An 18,963-nucleotide genomic window follows, 5' to 3' on the forward strand; every position below is an offset into this window, starting at 1 on the left:
TCAGAGGGGCGACAGGCCCTTGGCCTGGAATACGGACATGACAAAAGGCAAGCCAATGACCCTACATGTAACGAAAATGGAAGCGGCCGAGACGCCGCTTCCCCCGATTGATGCCCGCAGTCTGATTTCAGACGGCTCAACCCGACAGATCATCCTTGATGGCCAAACCTACACCCTGCGGATCACCCGCGCGCAAAAATTGATCCTGACCAAATAAAGGCCGTTCAGCCTTTAAAGTGTTTCGGATTCAAGTTGAGTCACGACTTAAATCCGAAACACGCGGAACTTAACTTAGGGAGTGGGCGTTTTCGAAACAAACGCATTACGTGCGATTATCGCGAAACGCTTTAGCGATAGGTGCGCAATTCTAAATCAACGGATGAAAGCATCTCGTCGCACATGGTCAAAAACCCGGCCTCGGCTTCGGACAGCTTGCGGCGCGGGTTGGTCAAAAGATAGATGCTCACCAAAGGCAGGGCATCATAGGGTGGCAATTGACGCAGCCGCCCCAAATCGACATCGCGCTTGGCCACATGTAGCGGCAGCGCGCCGATGCCGATATTGGCAACGATCATGCGCCTGAGTTCATGCAGGTTCGAAGACACCCCGCTCCACCCCGTCGCGATTTTGGCGCGTGTGCGCAGCTTTGCCACGGGCGCCAAAGGCCCGCCATCGGTTTCCGTTTGAAATGACACCGATCTCTCGCCTTCGAGTTCGGACAGGGGAATCATACCACGCCCAAACAGCCGATGTTTCGGCCCGCAAAACAGGCCGAAATATTCACGGTACAACACGTCCGCGTTCAAACCTGCCGGAATTTTATGCAGCAAACAAATCCCAAGGCTGGCGCGATTTTGACTGACACGGCTGACAATTTCGTCGCTTTCCGCGACTGTGAAAGAAAAGCTGACCTTTGGATGACGCGTGACAAAGCGGTGAAGCACCTCATCAAAGTGATCCGAAATCACATGAGATGTGGTGACAATGGAAATATGGCCACGCAAGTCTTCGGTGCCCGTTTCCAACAAGGACGGCAATTGCGAGACCGCGCCAAAGATCGACGAACATTCGGCATAAAGCAACTGCCCGGCCCGCGTCACTTTGAATTCATTCGATTTTCTAACGATCAACTGATGTCCGGCCGTGTCTTCGAGACGCTTGAGAGCGGAGGAGATTGTCGGTTGCTTCAGACCCAAAAAATCAGCCGCGCGCGAAATGCCGCGTTGTTCAACCACCACCATGAAAGTGCGCAACAGGTTCCAGTCGAGATGCCAGGGAAAGCGTTGTTCGTAAGGTTTAGCCATAAATATTATCTATGTTGAACATTCTTATTATTTATTTGCGCAATGTATTCACACATGCAAGCCTTTTCACCAAGGTGGCCAGAACCACCATGCAAAACCATCCCTGCCGAGAGGCTCACCCTCAAAGGCGATTTGGATCCAACTGGAGAAGACGATGACCAAACGTAGAAACTTCCTGAAAACCGCTGTCGCTGTTTCGGCCTTCGCACTGACCGGGCTGACCCTTGCTGCCCCCGTGGCCGCAGAAGAACTTGAGACCCTCAAAGAAAAAGGCGTGATGCGGATCGCCATGTCCGGCGCCTATCCTCCGTTCAACTTTGTGAATGACAAAAACGAAGTCGTGGGCTTTGATCCGGCCATCGGGACCGAGATCGCCAAACGCATGGGCCTTGAGACCGAAATCGTCACCACGGCATGGGACGGCATCATCGGTGGGCTTTTGGCCAATAAATATGACGCCATCGTTGGCTCAATGACCATCACCGATGAGCGCGCCGAAGTGGTTGATTTTGTTGGACCCTATTACACTACGGGCCGCGCTATTTTCTCCAAACCCGGCAGTGGCATCGAAACCCTCGCCGATCTGGACGGCAAAAAAGTCGGCGTGACTTTGGGCGAAACCCACGAGGAATGGGCCAAGGACAAAGGCTACACCGTACGCACTTACAAAGGCCTGCCGGAGCTGATCATGGAGTTGGAAAACGGTCGCGTTGATGTGATCGTCAACGACTCCATCGCCGCGATTTTGGCACTCAAAGAAAACGGCTACGCCTACACGAGCTTTGACGACCCGGACACCGAACCCTTTGGTGCCGGGATCGCCATTCGCCAAGGCAACCCCGAGTTGAAGGCCGCAATGCAAGCCGCCCTTGATGAGATGATGGCCGATGGCACCTACCTTGCCATTGCCGAAGAGTGGATCGGCGAAGACATCCGCTAAGCCGCACAGGGTCTCGATAGGGGGCGCGTGATCTGCGCGTCCCCTTTGACCTCTCGTTTGTGCCCCTTCTTTCCCTGACCCAAAGAGACCTCTGTCGCTATGGACATAGAGCTTATCCTCAAGGTTTATCCCTATTTTCTCGAAGCTGCGGTGGTGACCATTGAGCTGTCCGTGCTCACGGTTCTGCTTGGGCTGATCTGTGGCGCGCTGGCGGCTGCGGCGCGGATGTCGCGCTTTCGCCTGTTGCGCATCATCGGCGCGGTCTATGTCAGCGTCTTTCGCGGCACGCCTGCGCTGATCCAACTGTTCCTGTTGTATTTTGGCGGTCCGCAAATCGGCATCCAACTCGACGCGTTCGAGGCCGGGGTGATTGGGCTTGGCCTGAACATCGGCGCCTATATGGCGGAAACCATGCGCGGGGCGATTGTCTCGGTCGATGGGGGACAAACCGAGGCGGCGCGCACGCTGGGTCTGTCGCGCGCTCAGGCGTTTCGCAAAGTGACATTGCCGCAAGCCATGCGCCTGATGATCCGGCCCTTGGGGGTCAACATCAACGCCCAGATCAAAGGCACAGCACTTGTTGCCGCGATCTCTGTGGTCGAACTGACCTACACCGCCCAGCGCTATATCGGCTCAACCTATAAGCCGTTCGAAATGTTCTTTTTGGCGGGTGTGCTTTACATCATCATCATCACCGTGACGGGCAAAGGCATCACTTACCTCGACCGAAAGGCACGTCTGCCATGAGCCAGTTCCCTGCCCTGAAATCCAGCATGAAAGGCGCGCGTCATGGGTCTTGATTTCACCGTTGTCCCCGCCTATCTCGACACGATTTTGATCGGTGTGTTGTGGACCATTGCCATCACCGTCTGCGCCGCGATCCTGAGCTTTTTCGGCGGTATCCTACTTGCCGTGATCGCGCTTTACGCGCCGTGGTTCCTGCGGCTTCCGGTCCGGTTTTTCGCATGGCTCTTTATGGGCACACCGTTGTTGTTGCAGTTGTTTTTGATCTATTTCGGCCTTGTGCAATTGGGCATTGATTTGCCCGCTTTTGTCGCCGGCGTGATCGGGCTCGGCCTGCACTTTGCGGTCTATAATTCGGAGTTGATCCAAACCGCGATCTTGGCCGTGGATAAAGGTCAGATGGAAGCGGCGCGCACCCTTGGCTGTTCACGCTCGCAAGCGTTGCGCAAGGTGGTGATCCCCCAGGCCGTGCGCGATGTGATCCCGCCGATTGGCAACAACATGATCGCGCTGTTGAAAGACTCTGCACTGGTCTCCGTGATCGGCGTGTCGGAACTGACGCTCTCGTCGCAACTTGCCATCGGTCGCACCTATCGCCCGTTTGAATTCTACGCCGTCGCCGCCGTGTTCTACTACATCGTCAATCTCGGCATGGAGGCCGTCATGCGCCGCATCGAACGTAAAACCTCCCTCTCCCGCTAAGCCTTAAGGACCTGACATGACCGAAGCTCATAAATTCGTCGACATCCGTCACGCCCAGAAAGCCTATGGCGATCTTGAGGTGCTCAAAGACATTTCTCTCACCGTGGACCGTGGCGAAATCGTTGCCATCATCGGCCCGTCCGGGTCGGGCAAATCCACGCTGTTGCGGGCGATCAATGATCTGGATTCGCTCACGGGTGGCGAGGTCTGGCTCGATGGCGTGCAGATCAACAAAAACCTGCCCTACCGCCAATATGAGAAACATATCAACGCCATGCGCCAACAGGTCGGGATGGTGTTCCAGCATTTCAACCTGTTCCCGCATCTCTCGGTGCGCGACAACGTCACCATGGCGCCAAAACTGCTCAAAGGTCTCTCCGACAAAGAGGCCGACAAGCTGGCCGAAGAACAGCTCAATCACGTCGGCATGTTGGAGCGGATTGACTACTATCCGTCGCAGCTTTCCGGAGGTCAGAAACAGCGCGTCGCCATCGCCCGCGCCTTGGCAATGCAACCGAAATTGATGCTGTTTGATGAGGCCACATCGGCGCTCGACCCGGAACTGGTCGAAGAGGTCAACCTGGTGATGAAACGTCTCGCCGAAGAGCACATGACGATGATCATCGTCACCCACGAAATGGATTTCGCCGCCTCGGTCTGTGACCGGGTGATCTTTATGGACAAGGGCGTGGTCGTCGAACAAGGCCCGCCCAGCGTCGTATTTCAAAACCCGACCGAAGAACGGACGAAAGAATTCCTGCGCAAACATCTTGCCCAGCATCACGCCCAAAACGCCGCCGAAGCCGCGGCCCTCACTGCCGCACAAACCAACGAAGGTGCAAAATGACCGCCGAGCAGTCCAACCTGTTCTACCTCGCCACCCAACCCCGACCGTTTCTGGAGCATGGCGAGGGGATTTACCTCTATGACGAAAGCGGCAAGCGCTACATCGACGGCTCATCTGGCGCGATGGTGTCCAATATTGGCCACTCAAATCCGCGCGTTTTGGCCAAGATGAAAGCGCAGATGGACAAGGCCACCTTTGGCTACCGCCTGCATTTTCGCACCCACCCGTCCGAAGATCTGGCCACCAAACTCGCGGGCCTGATGCCCAAAGGGTTGGACCGGATTTTCTTTGTCTCTGGCGGCTCGGAAGCGGTGGAAACCGCGGAAAAACTCGCCCGCCAATATGCGGTGACCCAAGGCCAAAGCAGCCGTTGGAAAGTCATCGCCCGCACCCCCGCCTACCACGGCGGCACCTTGGGCGCGCTGGCGCTCACCGGTGGCAAACTCTTCGCTGGCCCCTTTGCGCCGATGTTCCAAGACATGCCCCATGTCAAAGCACCGACCTGTTATTTGGATCGTGACAATCTGACCGACGAAGAGCGCGGGATCAAATACGCCGAAATGCTGCGCGAGCGGATCGAGGCGGAGGGCGCGGACACGGTTTTGGCCTTTATCATGGAACCCGTGGGCGGGGCATCAACCGGCGCTTTGGTCGCCCCTGACAGCTATTACAAACGCATCCGCGAGATTTGCGACGAATATGGCGTGATCCTGATCTTTGATGAGGTCATGACTGGCGCGGGTCGCACGGGGACGTTTTTGGCCTGTGAACATTGGGGCGTCACCCCCGACATCATCGCCATGTCCAAAGGCTTGGGCGCGGGCTATGCGCCCTTGGGCGCGGTCGCTGCGCGCCGTGAAATGGTCGATGCTTTGATGGGGGCCGGCGGATTTTTACATGGGTTCACCTATGCCGGAAATCCCTTGGCCTGCTCTGCGGGTCTTGCCGTTTTGGAAGAGATGGAAGAGCAGAACATCGTTCAGAATTGCGCGGCGATGGGTGAGATTTTGCACGCCCGGCTCAAGACCCTGATGGACCGCTATCCCTTTATCGGTGATGTGCGCGGCAAGGGTCTATTGCAGGCCTTTGAACTCATGTCGGATCGCGACACCAAAGATCCCCTACCGAAAGAGATGAACGCCCATTCCGAGCTGGTCGAACTGGCGTATGAGCGCGGTCTGATCCTTTATTCGCGCCGCACCCGTGGCGGCACGGAGGGCGACCACTTCCTCGTCTGCCCGCCGCTGATCATCACTGAGACGCAGATTGACGAGATCATGACGATCCTGACCGACAGTTTGGACGCCTTTGCCGCCAACCACGACTTGCCGGTGGTGGGCCGATGAGCCTGCCGGACAAAACCACCACCATCGAGGCGGCCGTGGCGCGCATCCCCGATGGGGCCACGATCATGGTCGGTGGCTTTGGCGTGCCCGGCACACCTTTTACGCTGATCCGTGAACTGGTGCGCCAAGGTCAAAAAGACCTCACCCTGATCAAAAATGACGCCAATGAAACCGGGATGGGCATCGACCTTTTGATCGCCAATGGGCAGGTGAAAACCCTGATCTCGACCCATATCGGCCTCAACGCCAATGCCATCTCGGCCCTCAATTCGGGCCGGATTAGGGTCGAATTTTGCGCCCAAGGCATCTTGGCCGAACGCATTCGCGCCGGGGGGGCGGGGCTTGCGGCGATTGTCACCGACATTGGTCTGGGCACGGAATTGGCCGAGGGCAAGCAGGTGGTGGAGATGAACGGCAAACGCCTTTTGGTCGAAAACGCGCTGCGTGCCGATGTCGCCCTCATTCATGCCGACCGCGCCGATCCCTTTGGCAATCTCACCTATGCCGCCACGGCACGGAATTTCAATCCGCTGATGGCCATGGCCGCAAAGATGGTGATTGCCGAGGTCGAAACCCTCGGGCCTTTGGGAAGCCTCTCACCCGAAGCCGTCGAAACCCCCGGAGCCTTTGTCGATCACGTCGCGGAACTCTTTGAAATTTCTGAGGATTACGGCATTGTCAGACGCTAAGCCCCTTGACGCACGCGCCCGCATGATCGCCCGTGCCGCCCGTGAACTCACCGCTGGTATGGTGGTCAATCTTGGCATCGGCCTGCCAACGAAAGTGATCAATCACCTGCCCGCCGATTTGCCCGTCTGCCTTCATACCGAAAACGGCATGACCGGAATTGGTGCGACCCTGCCCTATGAGCGCGCCGACCGAAACCTGATCGACGCAGGCGGAGCCTATGTCTCGCCTATCCCCGGCTCCGCCTATTTCGACAGCGCCGTGTCCTTTGCGTTGGTGCGCTCTGGGCGGTTGGATTTGACCATGTTGGGGGCATTTGAAGTGGCGCAAAATGGTGATCTGGCCAATTGGAAAATCCCCGGAAAATTCTCCCCCGGTGCGGGCGGTGCGATTGAATTGGCGCAAAAAGCGCGGCGTGTGGTGGTGATGACCACGCACACGGATCGGCATGGCAATCCCAAGCTGTTGCAACAGTGTACGTTGCCCCTGACCGCCCAGCGCCGCGTGGCACGGATTTTCACCGATCTGGCGGTGATCGACGTAACGGCACATGGATTTGAGCTTTGCGAATTGGCGACGGGCGTCACCGTCCAAGAGGTCACCGAGGCCACGGGCGCGCCATTGATCGTACCTGACACTGACATTCCTACCTTTTGAGGCATCTCATGGATCAAGAGCTTTCCACCCGCATTTTGTCAGCGGTCGATGACCTGTTTGATCAGGAGATCGCGTTTCTGACGGAACTGACATCGCACCCTTCGACACGCGGTTTTGAGCAAACTGCGCAGGCCTTTATGGCGGACGCCTTAAAAACACGTGGCATGGCGGTCGATCAGTGGCAGATCAACGTCGATGAGATCAGCCACCTGCCCGGTTTCTCCCCGGTGCTTGGCCCGTATGAGGATGCCCAAAACGTCGTCGGCACCCATAAAAGCCGAACCCAAAAGGGCCGCTCTTTGATCCTCAACGGTCATATTGACGTGGTGCCCGCCGGACCGCTCGACATGTGGGACAAACCACCGTTTGAACCGCATGTGGCGGACGGCTGGCTCTATGGTCGCGGTGGGGGCGATATGAAGGCGGGACTGGCCTCAAACCTTTTTGCGCTTGATGCCCTGCGTCATCTCAACCTCGCCCCCGCCGCCGATGTGTTTTTTCAATCCGTCGTCGAGGAGGAATGCACCGGCAACGGTGCGCTGGCCTGTTTGGCGCGAGGCTACACAGCCGATGCGGCACTGATCCCCGAACCGTTTGAGGAAAAACTCGTCACCGCACAGATCGGCGTGATTTGGTTTCAGGTCCACCTTAAAGGCCTGCCGACTCATGTTGCCTATGCGGGCAGTGGCGCAAATGCAATTGAGGCGGCGATCCCTTTGATCCATGCGCTGCATGAGATGGAAACCCGCTGGAACGCGCCAGACTGCCGTCACGCGGATTTCGCGCATCACAATCACGCGCTGAACCTCAACATCGGCAAAATCCAAGGCGGCGATTGGACCAGTTCCGTGCCCGCATGGTCGGTCATGGACGTGCGCATGGCGATCTTTCCCGGCCAAGACATCGAGGCCGCAAAGGCCGAGATCGAACAGACCATCTATGAGGCCGCGCGGCAAAACGCCTTTCTCAAGAATGCGCTGCCGGAGGTGATATATCACGGCTTTATGGCCGAAGGATATGCGCTCTCCGAAGACACATCCACCACGGCACGGGCCGCGATTGGGGCATTAGAGAGCGCGCATTTGATCACCACAGGCAAGACCTTGGACCCTGCGGCGATCACCGCCACCACCGATGCGCGGTTCTTTGGCCTCTACGCCGACACGCCCGCGCTGGTCTATGGCCCACGCGCCGAAGCCATCCACGGATTCAACGAACGCGTCGAATTGGACAGCATCCGCCGCATCACCGGGGCCACCGCCCTGTTCATCGCCGACTGGTGCGGCGTCGAAAATATTTAAGGACCAAACTCATGCGCGAAGCCGTTATCGTTTCCACCGCCCGCACACCGATTGGCAAAGCCTATCGTGGCGCGTTCAACAATCTCGAAGGCCCGACCATGGCCGCCCATGCGGTGCGTGCCGCCGTCGCCCGCGCGGGTCTTGAAGGGGGCGAGATTGAAGAGGCCATTTTCGGCTCTGCCCTGACCCAGGGCTCCACCGGCATCAATGTCGCGCGCCATATCGTGCTGGCCTCGGGGCTGCCCGATACGGTCGCGGGGGTCACTCTGGATCGGCAATGCGCCTCGGGTCTCAACGCCATCGCATCCGCCGCGCATATGGTCATGGCCGAGGGCGTCGATGTGGCACTTGCAGGTGGATTAGACTCTATTTCTCTGGTTCAGAACACTCACTGGAACGGCTACCGCTACCCATCTCCGGGCGTGCCGGATGCCTATTACATGTCGATGATCGAAACCGCCGAAGTGGTGGCCGAACGCTATGGCGTCCCTCGCGCCGCGCAGGATGCCTATGCTTTGGATTCTCAGAAAAAAACCGCAATGGCGCAGGATTTGGGTCTGTTTTCTGATGAAATCGTCCCTGTTGAGGCGGTCAAAACCGTGACCGACAGAGCCACGGGTGAAAGCCACGAGGAGGCCGTGCGGCTTGTGGCAGATGAATGCAATCGCCCCGGCACGACACTTGAGGGGTTGAGCAGTCTCAAGGCGGTTCTTGGCCCGGACAAATCCGTCACGGCGGGCAACGCCAGCCAACTCTCGGATGGGGCCTCCGCCTGTGTCGTCATGTCGGCAAAAGAGGCCGAAAAGCGTGGATTAGAGCCGCTTGGCGCCTTTCGGGGCTTTGCCGTGGCGGGGGTTGCCCCCGAAGAAATGGGCATCGGTCCGGTCCATGCCATTCCGCGACTTTTAAAACGTGCAGGCCTGACCATCGACGATATTGATCTTTGGGAAATCAACGAAGCCTTTGCCGCGCAGTTGCTCTATTGCCGCGACACGCTTGGCATCCCCGATGAAAAACTCAACGTCAACGGCGGTGCGATCTCCATCGGCCATCCTTACGGCATGTCGGGCGCGCGCATGGCCGGGCATATCTTGCTTGAGGGCAAACGCCGTGGCGCGCGGTATGGCGTGGTCTCAATGTGCATTGGCGGCGGTCAGGGCGCGGCGGGATTGTTTGAAATTTTTTAATTCACATCCCGGCACCCAATCTTTCGTATAGAGTTATACGAATATCAGATTCGGACACCGGGGGCATCATGGCACGATCAACCACACTTCTTCTGCGGGCGTTGGCCGTTGCACTGCCAACGGCCCTTGGGATCACCAGTGTTTTGTACTCGGACACCCTGCGACAGGCCCCCGCCGTCGCAGGGGTCAAACGCCCGCCCACCGCCGTGCGCGTGATCACAGTGAAACCGATCGACATGGTGCCGCATGTGATCGGCTATGGCTCCGTTGCCCCGGTGCGGGAATGGCGTGCCGTGGCGCGGGTTCCGGGGGACATCATCGAGACGGCGGAAGGGCTTGCCCCCGGCGCGGTGATGCCCGAAGGCGCACTGTTGTTTCGGATAGATGACAGCGATCTGCGTCTGGATCTGGCGCAAATCGACGCGCAACTGACCTCCTCCCGGCTGCAAGATGACACAATCAGCGCCAGTCTTGAATTGGCGCAGGCCGATCTGAGCCTGATGCAAAATGAATTGGCCCGACAGCAAACGCTGGCCGAGCAGGGCGTGGTCACCCAAGCCACGCTTGACTCAACCCGACGCCAAGAATTGACGGCGCGTACCAAACATCTTGAACTGACAAATCAACGTGCGCTCAATGTCGCCAATCGCGATGTGCTTGCCACCCAACGCGCCTCTGTCGAACGTGCCCTTGGCTTTACCGAAATCCGCGCGCCTTATGAGTTGCGCCTCACGGAGGTGACCGCCGATCTGGGTCAATTTGTCGGAGCGGGGCAGACGCTTTTGTCCGCAGAGGGCACCGAGGCCGTGGACATTGCGGCACAGTTTCCGATTGGCCGCATTGGCCCACTGTTGCGACTGGCGGGAGAGGGCACGAGCGTGCTCGATCTGCGCGCACAAGTGCGCATCCCCGCGCCGGATCATACCGTGATCTGGCCTGCCAAGGTCGAACGTGTCGGCGAGGCGATTGATGCCCAAACTCAAAGTGCGGCCATCGTTGTGCGAGTCACTGATCCGCTGGGGCAAAGCGTGGCCGGGGAACGCCCACCTTTGCGCCGCAATATGTTTGTGGAGGTGGTTCTGTCCGCCCCCAGATCGGCGCAGATTGTTGTGCCAAGTGACGCGGTGCGTGATGGCACGGCTTTGGTGGTCTCCGCCGAGGGCACGCTTGAAAACCGCAAAGTTGTGGTTGGCTTCACCTCGGATGACATCGCGGTGGTCACACAAGGCTTGAGCGCGGGCGACGTGCTTGTCGTCACCGATCCGACCATTGCGGTGCCCGGCATGGCGGTCAAACCCGTCGAAGACACGGCGCTGATCGCCAGCCTCACCGCCGCCGCTTTGGGGCAACTTGTGAGCGCTCCCGGTTCGGGTGGCGGGTCAGGCACAGGATCGGGCCAAGGAGCAGGCACGGGTAAAAAACCGGAGCCGCAGGAATGATCCGTCTTTTCGCCACGCACCCGACGGCGGCCAATATCCTGATGATCATCCTCATGGGGCTGGGCCTTTTGGCGCTGCCGATGTTGCAACGCGACACCTTTCCTCTGGTCGCACCGACGGAGGTCGAAATTCGCATCCCCTATCCCGGTGCCGCCCCTTCCGAGGTCGAAACCGGGATTTGTAGCGTGGTCGAAGAGCCGCTTTTGCAAATCGACAATCTGGATGAGCTGACCTGCCTGTCCCAAGAAAACGCTGCCGTCTTGACCGCTGTGATCCTTGAGGGGGCCGATATGACGCGGTTCCACAATGACATCAAAGACGCGGTGGACGGCATTTCCACCCTGCCCGACAAGGCCAATGATCCGGTCACCCGCGTGGTCGAACGTGTGGCCTCGGTCGCCTCCGTGGCGGTCACCGGGCCGGATGATCCGGCGGTGCTCTTTGCCTATGCCCAAACATTCGCGGATCGCCTGCGCGCCGATCCCGAGATTTCGCAGGTCACCGTCAACGGGTTCTCGGACCGCGAAATTGCCATAGATTTCGATGCCGCCGCGCTCGAACGCTTCGGCCTCGACATGTCAGAAATCACCACCCTTTTGGCCAAACACAGCCTCGATATGCCCGCCGGCACGCTCGAAAGCAGCTCTGGCGATGCCGCGATCCGTTTTTTGGCCGAAAAGCGCACACCTGCCGAATTGGAAACCATCCCATTGATCAGCAGCGCCGGCGGCGGAGATGTGCGCCTCGGTGATGTGGCCACTGTGCGCGCGGGCTTTGATGATCCGTCTCAGGCCAGCTATTTCGGCCAAAACCGCGCCGCGATCGTGGCCGTGAGCAAGACCGCGAGCCAAGACGCACTCAGGGTCAAAGCCGCGCTCGACCGTCAAGTTGCAGAGGCGCAACGCGACGCCCCCGGCAACATCACCCTCGCCATTTCACAAGACTCAACAGGCAATATTCGTGATCGGCTTCGGATCATCGGCGTCAACGGGCTTCAAGGCCTGATCCTGGTGTTTCTCACCATGTGGCTGTTTTTCGGATTTCGCATGTCGTTTTGGGTCGCCATGGGGCTTCCGGTGTCCTTCCTCGGCGCGATCTTTGTGATGCAGCTTTTGGGCTACACCATCAACATGATGACCATGGTGGCGCTGTTGGTCGCGGTCGGGCTTTTGATGGACGATGCGATTGTGATTTCCGAGAACATCGTGCGACGTCGCCAAGCCGGAGAAACCGCTCGCGATGCCGCCGTCAATGGCACACGTCAGGTGTTGCCCAGCGTCATCGCCTCGTTTTTGACCACGGCCATGATCGTTGGACCGCTGGCCTATATGGCGGGCAGCATTGGCGCGATCTTGAAATACATTCCCATCGTGTTGCTGATCACACTGACCGTCAGTTTGGTTGAGGCGTTTTTGATCCTGCCCGCGCATATGCGTCATGCGCTGGATCGCGATATGCGTCCGGGGCGGATCAGCCGCTGGATCAACCTCGCATTTGAGCGCCTCAGAGACCGCGCCATCGTGCCTTTGGCCGAACTGACGCTGCGCTATCGTTACCTGACGGTGGGGCTGACGCTGTTTGTCATCCTGTTTTCCGTCGCGCCCTATACCGGCGGTTTCATCAAATATCAAAGCTTCCCAACGCTTGAGAGCGACACGGTGGAAGCCCGGCTTTTGCTCTCGCAAGGCGCGCCGCTTGAGCGGACCGAACAACGGGTCGCCAAGGTCGTCAAAGCCCTTGAACAGATGAACGCGGACTGGACCCCGGATCAACCGGATGGGCAGGCCTTGGTCCAAAGCTATACGATCACCTATGGCGTCAATACGGATGCGGCGGGATCGGGCGCGCATATGGCCACCGTCAGCGCCGCGCTTTTGCCCGCAGGTGTGCGCACAACGGCGGTCGGTGACATCCTCGGCCAATGGAAAAAACTCACCGGGCCGATGCCAGACATGGCGGCGTTGCGCTTTACCGACAAAGAACGCGGCGCGGGTGGCAAGCCGATTGATCTACGTTTGACCGGCGATGATTTGGATGAGCTCTCCGTCACTGCGCGCGAAATTCGGCGGTTTTTCCGGGACTTTGACGGTGTGCGCGATGTGACCTTTGATCTGCAACCCGGCAAGCCCGAAATCGTTGTGACCCTGCGCTCTGAGGTCGCCAATGCCCTTGGCGTCACGCCTCAAGTCATCGGGAACGAACTGCGCGCGGCCTTCAAGGGCGACAGTGCCGTGAGTTTTGTCGATGGGTTCGGTCAGGTCGATGTGGTCGCCCGCCTTGCCGCCACCGATCGGCGCAGCCTGTCCGATATTCTTGACCTGCGCGTCCCCGGCGCGAATGGCACGCGGGTGGCGTTGAGCGCCGTGGCCGATGTGCGCCTGACCCGTGGCTTTGACACGATCACGCGGGTGAATGGCACGCGTACGGTGCGGGTTCAGGGCTCGATTGATCCGGCCATCGCCAATGCGCGCGAACTGATGGTTGCGCTCAAATCGGACTACCTGCCGGAGCTGCCGGAACGCCATCCCAGCGTCTCTGTTTCGATCCTGGGCGAGGCCGAAGATACGGCCACAACCGGGGCTTCACTGGGCCGCAATATGATCGTCGGGTTGATCGGTGTTTTCCTGCTTTTGTCGTTTCATCTCAAAAGCTTCCTGCGCCCCGTCGCCATTCTCGCCGCCGTCCCTCTTGGGCTGGTCGGCGTGGTTTGGGGGCATATGGCCTTGGGATTGCAACTGTCGCTACCGAGCCTTGTGGGACTGGCGACACTGGCCGGGATCGTGGTCAATGACTCGATCCTTTTGGATGCCTTCATGCAAGACAAACGTAACGCAGGGAGTGGGATCATCGAGGCCGGGCGCGAGGCGGTACGGGACCGGTTTCGCGCGATTTTCCTCACGTCTTTGACGACGGTGGTCGGGCTTGGGCCTTTGCTTTTTGAGCAAAGCACACAGGCGCAGTTTCTGCGCCCGATTGTTGCGAGCCTTGCCTTTGGCCTGACGGTAGCGACGGTGTTGTCGCTGTTTGTAACGCCCGCCGTGGTGGCCGTTTTGGATGATCTGCGGTTTAGACAAAAACGCCCAATCCCGCATGAGAGCGTGGATCAGGCGTAAGATTGGGGCCTCTTTGAGTTTGGTCAAAGGGAGCGGTTTAAGATTACGCTGCGGTCTCTGCATGACGCGCGGGCAAAATCTCTTTGCCAAAGGCGCGCATTTGGTCCTCGGCCCAGAACCGAATGTCCTGGGTGCGCACCTTCTCACGGTTTTTCGTCATCCGACCACGGCGTTCTTCTTCTGGCATCTCCAAGGCAAATTGGATCGCGCCATCCATCGACTTATGCGAGAACGGATTGGTCGGCACGGCTGAGGCCAATTCCACCGCAGCCCCGGCAAATTCGGACAGAACCAGCACCCCGTCGCCATCGGTGCGCGCCGCGCAATATTCCTTGCACACAAGGTTCATCCCATCGGCCAAAGGCGTGATCCACGCCACATCCGCCGCGCGGTAATAGGCCACGAGATCGGTGAATTTCACCGGTCGGGAAATCAGCGCCACGGGTTGCCAATCGAAACTGCCATAGCGGCCGTTGATCATCCCCGCCTGATGTTCAAGATCGCGCTGGATTTCCTCATAGGAGGTCATTTCGGAATTGGCCGCCGCCGAGACATGCATCAAACGCACCTTGCCGCGCAGGTCAGGACGGGTTTCCAAAATCCGCTCAAAACTTTGCAGCTGTTCGATCCCACCCTTGGTGTAATCGGTGCGCCCGACCGAAAGGATGAGCTGTCCGTCGCCGATTTCCTCTTTGATTTCTTTGACGCGCTTGGCCGTTGCCTCATTGGCCACCACCTCTTCGATATAATCCACATCGACACCCACGGGGCTGGCCTGAAGGCGAATGGTGCGCCCCTCAAAGCCGATCTCGGTGACCACGCTTTGCTCAGAGAGCGCCGAGGTTTCCGGCACCATATCCGGGTGAACCTTTTCCCGTTTCAACGTGTCAACCTCAAGCAAAGAGCGTGCGGAGGACACGAAATTGTTCACATAGCGCGGGATGTGGAAGCCGATGACATCACAGGCCAAGAGGCTTTCCAAAATCTCTTTGCGCCAGGGCAGCACATTGAAAATATCGGCGTTCGGGAAGGGCGTGTGATGGAAAAACGAGATTTTGACATCCGGGCGCAGTGTGCGCAAATAGCCCGGCACCAGCCAAAGGTTGTAATCATGGACCCACACAACCGCGCCTTCGGCGGCTTCGGCAGCGGCGGCTTCGGCAAAGGCCCAATTCACCTCGCGAAAGGTCGGCCAATCGACGGGGTCGTAGTTATAGCGCTCTTTGAACCCGTGCAGGATCGGCCAAAACGCCTCTTTCGAGGAGACGTGATAGAAACTTTTGACCTGTTCCGGCGTCAACGGCAGACGCGAGACGGTATAGGTGCCATAGGCATCGTCGATTTCAATCACCCGCTCAAACTCGGGATTGGCGGGGTCTTTCGCATGTTTCCACGCGATCCACGCGCCTTTGTCGACACGCCCGAAAAAGCTTTTGAGCGTGGGGACGATGCCATTGGGGCTTTTGTTTTCGCGGTATTCGATTTTTCCATCCACCTCGACCTCTTCATAAGGTTGGCGGTGGTAAACGATGACAAGATTGGACGACATATCAGACTCCTTTTGGGATATCGTGAAGCTCGAACGCGGCGATGGCTTCCAAAATACCGGCGGCCCCATGGGCCTTGGCGTGATAAACGGTATTTATGTCATGAAGCCGCTGCATGAGCGCGGTTTCCGAATTGCCGACGGCCACGGATGGAAGGCCAGAGATCAACATCGACAGATCGTTCATGGTGTCCCCGGCGCAAAGAACGCGCTCTTCAGCTATGCCAAGATGATCAATCAAGCGTCTGATCGACGGGCCTTTTGACACGCCCTTTGGCAGCACATCGAAATAGCGATTGTCGGAGATGAGCCAATCGAGCCCCATCGCTTCGACCTTCGCTTCGGCCGTCACGTCATAGCCGGTCGGTGTCAGATCGTAACTGACGCGATAGCGAAATTCGGTGGGCTGAAGCTTGAGCCCCGGATGATCGGCAAAGGCCTCGCGCACGGCTTGGCCTTGGTCATTCCAACGCGCGGCGATGTCCTCTTCAAGCGCGGCAATCGGCGCGATGGACCCGTCGGCATGCACCTCCGCAATCGTGGTGCCGACATCGCCGACAACAAATTCCGGCCAAGGCAGGCCCTGTTCCCGGCACATCTCCATGATAAATTCCGGGTCGCGGCCCGTGACAAAGATCAGGCCGACGCTGTCGCGGTTTTGTTCGATCCAAGTGTAAAGACGGTGACGATCCTCAGGCGTGCCGCCCAAGAAAGTGCCATCAAGGTCGGTCGCAAGGGTAAAGCGGCGCGCGGCGATGGCCGGGCGCGATGTGGTGTGTACATTCATGACTCAAACGGCTCCGAATTGTAGCGGAAGATCGGGGGAAGGATGATCTATTGAGAGATCAAGCGCATAGGGTTCGGCCTCAATCGGGCGAGACCACAATGCGGTGAAGGCCTCACGCAAATCGGCCCCTTTGTGTAACACCGCATTCACCGTCTCACAGATCGGCATGGACACCCCAAGACGACGTGCAAGATCGGTCACTGAGGCGGCGTTGACCTCGCCTTCGACCACAACCGGACGCCCCTCAAAACAGGACGGGCGCGCAATGCCCTGACCCAATTGATAGCCCAAGGACATGTTGCGCGAAGTGGTTGAAGAACAGGTCAGCGTCAGATCACCCGCCCCGGACAGGCCGGTGACGGTTTCGCGTTTGCCGCCAAGCGTCTGGGCCAAAAGCTTCATCTCATCGGTGCCACGGGTGATAAACGCCGCACGGGTGTTCTCGGCAAAACCCGCGCCCGACATCATCCCACAGGCAATGGCGATCACGTTTTTAACCGCCCCACCGACTTCAACCCCGACAAGATCGTCCGAAACATAGGGTCGAAACCCACCGCCAGACAATGACATTGAGAGGCGGACAGCCGGGCTGCTTTCAGGTGTCAGTCGATCCTGATACGCGAAAGGGAAGGCCACTGTGGCCGCTGTCGGATGATCCAAAGCGGTTTCATGGGCAAAGGTCGGCCCGGAAACCGCACCAACCGGATGGCCGGGCAGTTCCTCGGACACAACTTCGGACAAAAGGTATCCACTGCCACGCTCAACGCCTTTACAGGCCAATGCGATCGGAATGCCCGCTGGCAGATGGCTTGCTATGGCCTGACACATCGGACGCAACGTGGCCGAGGGCGTAACCATCAAAACGGCCTCAGCACCCGCAAGCGCATGAGCCAGATCGGCAGTGGCGGTCAGACCGTTTGGAAGGTCGACCTCGGGCAGGTAGTCAGAGTTTTGACGAGTGAGATTGATCCGTTCCGCCAGATCGGGACGGCGCGCCCAAAGGCGCACCTCACGTCCATTGCGGGCCAAAACGGTAGCGAGCGCTGTCCCCCAACTGCCTGCGCCAAGCACAGCGATGCGGTTATAGGGAAGCGACGGGGTATGGGACATAGAATCCTTGATGGGGAGCTCCTTTTGGGTGCTCTAAGGTCGGTTCTGTTCTTCAGGTTCTGCGCGCCCCACCCGCCTCATCATCAAGGCAGCGCGGCAAGGAGCAAAGACCAGCCAGAAAGGCGTCGCGCTCTACGGGTCGATCTATGAGAGACCGAACGGGTCCGCCGCGTGGACCACTTTGCATAGATAGTCTTTTTTGAGAGTTTTTTCAACCCACCACGCCGCATTGCAGAAAATAGCATTGATATCACAACAAAATCTTTCCAGATCCGCAGGATCAATCGCAGCAAAGAAGCCACCTTCAATCATCGATTAAAACGGGCACAGGGTCTGTCGTTTTTTTTGCAAAGCGGGAGCCATCCACACAGAACCATTCGCCGTTCGAGGTGATGGTGGAGCGATCCAGCTTTTCGCGGCGTTCATTGCCACAAAACGTGGCTTGGCGTCCACGCTCCATGCTGACAAAACCTCTGGCAAAGGCCTCAGTTTGTGAAGCTTGGAAACAGCAGGCTCATGCTGCCATTTCGGCCGAAATCTTTGGTCCAGAGACTGGAGCGGATTTGGACCGTCAGCCTTGCTGAGACGACAAAAGCTCCAAACGCGCGCGGTAGCCAGATTTAATATGCACACGGGCAGCGTGTTCTGCGGCATCTCCGTCATGCGCCGCAACCGCGTCAATGATCGCTTGATGTTCATCCTGTGCTTGGATGCGCCGTTTCGCAATGCTGTAGGTTGAACCGGGCAACAAGCTAAGATGAATACGCAGGTTTTCGAGCGCATCAATCATATAAGCATTGTGAGAGGCGCGCACAATTTGCAGGTGGAACTGTTTGTTGTGAGTTTTGAGCGTGTCGGGATTGTCCACCCCGACATCCAAGCTGACAAGTTCTCGCAACAGGCTGATTTCGGCAGGGGTGGCGTATTCTGCAGCAAGCCGCGCGGCCATACCTTCCAAGCCTTCACGCACAGCAAAAAGTTGGCGCAAATGGTCGTAATCCAGATGTGAGACGATCAACCCCCGCTGTGGCCCATGTTCGGCCAGTCCCATCGCATGAAGCCGGTGCAGGGCTTCGCGTACGGGAGTGCGTGAAATCCCAAGTTGCTCGGCCAATTCGGTTTCCCGCAGCCGAGTGCCCGGTGTCAGTTTTCCATCTTCGATGGCGTCCAGGAGTTGTTCCAAAGGCGTGCCGCGATGTATGTTTTTTTCCATTATGGCTTTCATGACCGATGAAACTTTCTTTTGAGGCACC

The 18,963-nt window shown here is 58.2% G+C and carries 17 protein-coding genes; 12 read left to right on the plus strand and 5 right to left on the minus strand.

Annotated elements, in window-relative coordinates:
* The first annotated feature begins 55 nt into the window (after positions 1-55).
* On the plus strand, positions 56-217 hold the full coding sequence (gene hemP / locus BLT54_RS11015) for a hemin uptake protein HemP (protein ID WP_074644885.1): 162 nt from the start codon (positions 56-58) through the stop codon (positions 215-217).
* 130 nt (positions 218-347) lie between these two features.
* Here hemP and BLT54_RS11020 read toward each other — a convergent pair whose 3' ends face one another.
* Positions 348-1,304: a LysR family transcriptional regulator gene (locus BLT54_RS11020; RefSeq protein WP_074644888.1), complete on the minus strand. Its 957-nt coding sequence runs from the start codon at positions 1,302-1,304 to the stop codon at positions 348-350.
* A gap of 154 nt (positions 1,305-1,458) precedes the next feature.
* Here BLT54_RS11020 and BLT54_RS11025 point away from each other — a divergent pair, with 154 nt between their 5' ends.
* The 11 genes from BLT54_RS11025 to BLT54_RS11075 all read left to right on the plus strand — a co-directional run bounded on the left by BLT54_RS11025 (position 1,459) and on the right by BLT54_RS11075 (position 14,267).
* Entirely contained in the window at positions 1,459-2,244 is a 786-nt protein-coding gene (locus BLT54_RS11025; protein WP_074644891.1) for a transporter substrate-binding domain-containing protein, read from the plus strand.
* Positions 2,245-2,343: 99 nt separating this feature from the next.
* Positions 2,344-2,991, plus strand: a complete 648-nt coding sequence (locus BLT54_RS11030; protein ID WP_074644893.1) for an amino acid ABC transporter permease — start codon at positions 2,344-2,346, stop codon at positions 2,989-2,991.
* A gap of 42 nt (positions 2,992-3,033) precedes the next feature.
* Positions 3,034-3,690 carry an amino acid ABC transporter permease gene (locus BLT54_RS11035; protein WP_074644895.1) on the plus strand — a complete coding sequence of 219 codons (657 nt, stop codon included), beginning with the start codon at positions 3,034-3,036 and terminating at the stop codon, positions 3,688-3,690.
* A 16-nt stretch (positions 3,691-3,706) separates the two neighbouring features.
* The gene (locus BLT54_RS11040; RefSeq protein ID WP_074644897.1) at positions 3,707-4,537 is read left to right on the plus strand and encodes an amino acid ABC transporter ATP-binding protein; all 831 of its coding nucleotides are present in this window, start codon (positions 3,707-3,709) and stop codon (positions 4,535-4,537) included.
* Positions 4,534-5,883, plus strand: a complete 1,350-nt coding sequence (locus tag BLT54_RS11045) for an aminotransferase family protein (protein WP_074644899.1) — start codon at positions 4,534-4,536, stop codon at positions 5,881-5,883. Before BLT54_RS11040 ends, BLT54_RS11045 begins: the two co-directional genes overlap by 4 nt.
* Positions 5,880-6,572 carry a CoA transferase subunit A gene (locus BLT54_RS11050; protein WP_074644902.1) on the plus strand — a complete coding sequence of 231 codons (693 nt, stop codon included), beginning with the start codon at positions 5,880-5,882 and terminating at the stop codon, positions 6,570-6,572. Before BLT54_RS11045 ends, BLT54_RS11050 begins: the two co-directional genes overlap by 4 nt.
* A complete protein-coding gene (locus BLT54_RS11055; protein WP_218129380.1) occupies positions 6,559-7,227 on the plus strand; it encodes a 3-oxoacid CoA-transferase subunit B in 669 nt (222 codons plus the stop codon). The genes BLT54_RS11050 and BLT54_RS11055 overlap by 14 nt, the downstream gene beginning before the upstream one ends.
* 8 nt (positions 7,228-7,235) lie before the next feature.
* On the plus strand, positions 7,236-8,528 hold the full coding sequence (locus BLT54_RS11060; RefSeq protein ID WP_074644904.1) for an ArgE/DapE family deacylase: 1,293 nt from the start codon (positions 7,236-7,238) through the stop codon (positions 8,526-8,528).
* Positions 8,529-8,539: 11 nt separating this feature from the next.
* Positions 8,540-9,715, plus strand: a complete 1,176-nt coding sequence (locus BLT54_RS11065; RefSeq protein ID WP_074644907.1) for an acetyl-CoA C-acyltransferase — start codon at positions 8,540-8,542, stop codon at positions 9,713-9,715.
* Between the two features lie 68 nt (positions 9,716-9,783).
* The gene (locus tag BLT54_RS11070) at positions 9,784-11,154 is read left to right on the plus strand and encodes an efflux RND transporter periplasmic adaptor subunit (RefSeq protein ID WP_074644910.1); all 1,371 of its coding nucleotides are present in this window, start codon (positions 9,784-9,786) and stop codon (positions 11,152-11,154) included.
* Positions 11,151-14,267 (plus strand): efflux RND transporter permease subunit, encoded by a 3,117-nt coding sequence (locus BLT54_RS11075; RefSeq protein WP_074644912.1) that lies wholly within the window; start codon positions 11,151-11,153, stop codon positions 14,265-14,267. Before BLT54_RS11070 ends, BLT54_RS11075 begins: the two co-directional genes overlap by 4 nt.
* A gap of 43 nt (positions 14,268-14,310) precedes the next feature.
* Here the strand turns inward: BLT54_RS11075 and ggpS are convergent, their stop codons facing one another.
* The 4 genes from ggpS to BLT54_RS11095 all read right to left on the minus strand — a co-directional run bounded on the left by ggpS (position 14,311) and on the right by BLT54_RS11095 (position 18,923).
* A complete protein-coding gene (gene ggpS, locus BLT54_RS11080) occupies positions 14,311-15,816 on the minus strand; it encodes a glucosylglycerol-phosphate synthase (RefSeq protein ID WP_074644915.1) in 1,506 nt (501 codons plus the stop codon).
* A gap of 1 nt (position 15,817) precedes the next feature.
* The gene (locus BLT54_RS11085; protein ID WP_074644918.1) at positions 15,818-16,600 is read right to left on the minus strand and encodes an HAD-IIB family hydrolase; all 783 of its coding nucleotides are present in this window, start codon (positions 16,598-16,600) and stop codon (positions 15,818-15,820) included.
* A gap of 3 nt (positions 16,601-16,603) precedes the next feature.
* Positions 16,604-17,710, minus strand: a complete 1,107-nt coding sequence (locus BLT54_RS11090; protein ID WP_245707993.1) for an NAD(P)H-dependent glycerol-3-phosphate dehydrogenase — start codon at positions 17,708-17,710, stop codon at positions 16,604-16,606.
* A gap of 571 nt (positions 17,711-18,281) precedes the next feature.
* On the minus strand, positions 18,282-18,923 hold the full coding sequence (locus BLT54_RS11095) for a GntR family transcriptional regulator (RefSeq protein WP_245707994.1): 642 nt from the start codon (positions 18,921-18,923) through the stop codon (positions 18,282-18,284).
* Positions 18,924-18,963 lie beyond the last annotated feature (40 nt).

Origin of the sequence: Celeribacter baekdonensis, from assembly GCF_900102315.1 — a bacterium.
GTDB lineage: Bacteria > Pseudomonadota > Alphaproteobacteria > Rhodobacterales > Rhodobacteraceae > Celeribacter > Celeribacter baekdonensis.

Excerpts from the sequence above, each read along its gene's own strand:
- BLT54_RS11095 (WP_245707994.1), bottom strand. The coding sequence starts at position 18,923 with ATGGAAAAAAACATACATCGCGGCACGCCTTTGGAACAACTCCTGGAC.
- BLT54_RS11025 (WP_074644891.1), top strand. The coding sequence starts at position 1,459 with ATGACCAAACGTAGAAACTTCCTGAAAACCGCTGTCGCTGTTTCGGCC.
- BLT54_RS11085 (WP_074644918.1), bottom strand. The coding sequence starts at position 16,600 with ATGAATGTACACACCACATCGCGCCCGGCCATCGCCGCGCGCCGCTTT.
- BLT54_RS11065 (WP_074644907.1), top strand. The coding sequence starts at position 8,540 with ATGCGCGAAGCCGTTATCGTTTCCACCGCCCGCACACCGATTGGCAAA.
- BLT54_RS11060 (WP_074644904.1), top strand. The coding sequence starts at position 7,236 with ATGGATCAAGAGCTTTCCACCCGCATTTTGTCAGCGGTCGATGACCTG.
- hemP (WP_074644885.1), top strand. The coding sequence starts at position 56 with ATGACCCTACATGTAACGAAAATGGAAGCGGCCGAGACGCCGCTTCCC.
- BLT54_RS11040 (WP_074644897.1), top strand. The coding sequence starts at position 3,707 with ATGACCGAAGCTCATAAATTCGTCGACATCCGTCACGCCCAGAAAGCC.
- BLT54_RS11030 (WP_074644893.1), top strand. The coding sequence starts at position 2,344 with ATGGACATAGAGCTTATCCTCAAGGTTTATCCCTATTTTCTCGAAGCT.
- BLT54_RS11075 (WP_074644912.1), top strand. The coding sequence starts at position 11,151 with ATGATCCGTCTTTTCGCCACGCACCCGACGGCGGCCAATATCCTGATG.
- BLT54_RS11035 (WP_074644895.1), top strand. The coding sequence starts at position 3,034 with ATGGGTCTTGATTTCACCGTTGTCCCCGCCTATCTCGACACGATTTTG.
- BLT54_RS11070 (WP_074644910.1), top strand. The coding sequence starts at position 9,784 with ATGGCACGATCAACCACACTTCTTCTGCGGGCGTTGGCCGTTGCACTG.
- BLT54_RS11045 (WP_074644899.1), top strand. The coding sequence starts at position 4,534 with ATGACCGCCGAGCAGTCCAACCTGTTCTACCTCGCCACCCAACCCCGA.
- ggpS (WP_074644915.1), bottom strand. The coding sequence starts at position 15,816 with ATGTCGTCCAATCTTGTCATCGTTTACCACCGCCAACCTTATGAAGAG.
- BLT54_RS11020 (WP_074644888.1), bottom strand. The coding sequence starts at position 1,304 with ATGGCTAAACCTTACGAACAACGCTTTCCCTGGCATCTCGACTGGAAC.
- BLT54_RS11050 (WP_074644902.1), top strand. The coding sequence starts at position 5,880 with ATGAGCCTGCCGGACAAAACCACCACCATCGAGGCGGCCGTGGCGCGC.
- BLT54_RS11090 (WP_245707993.1), bottom strand. The coding sequence starts at position 17,710 with ATGTCCCATACCCCGTCGCTTCCCTATAACCGCATCGCTGTGCTTGGC.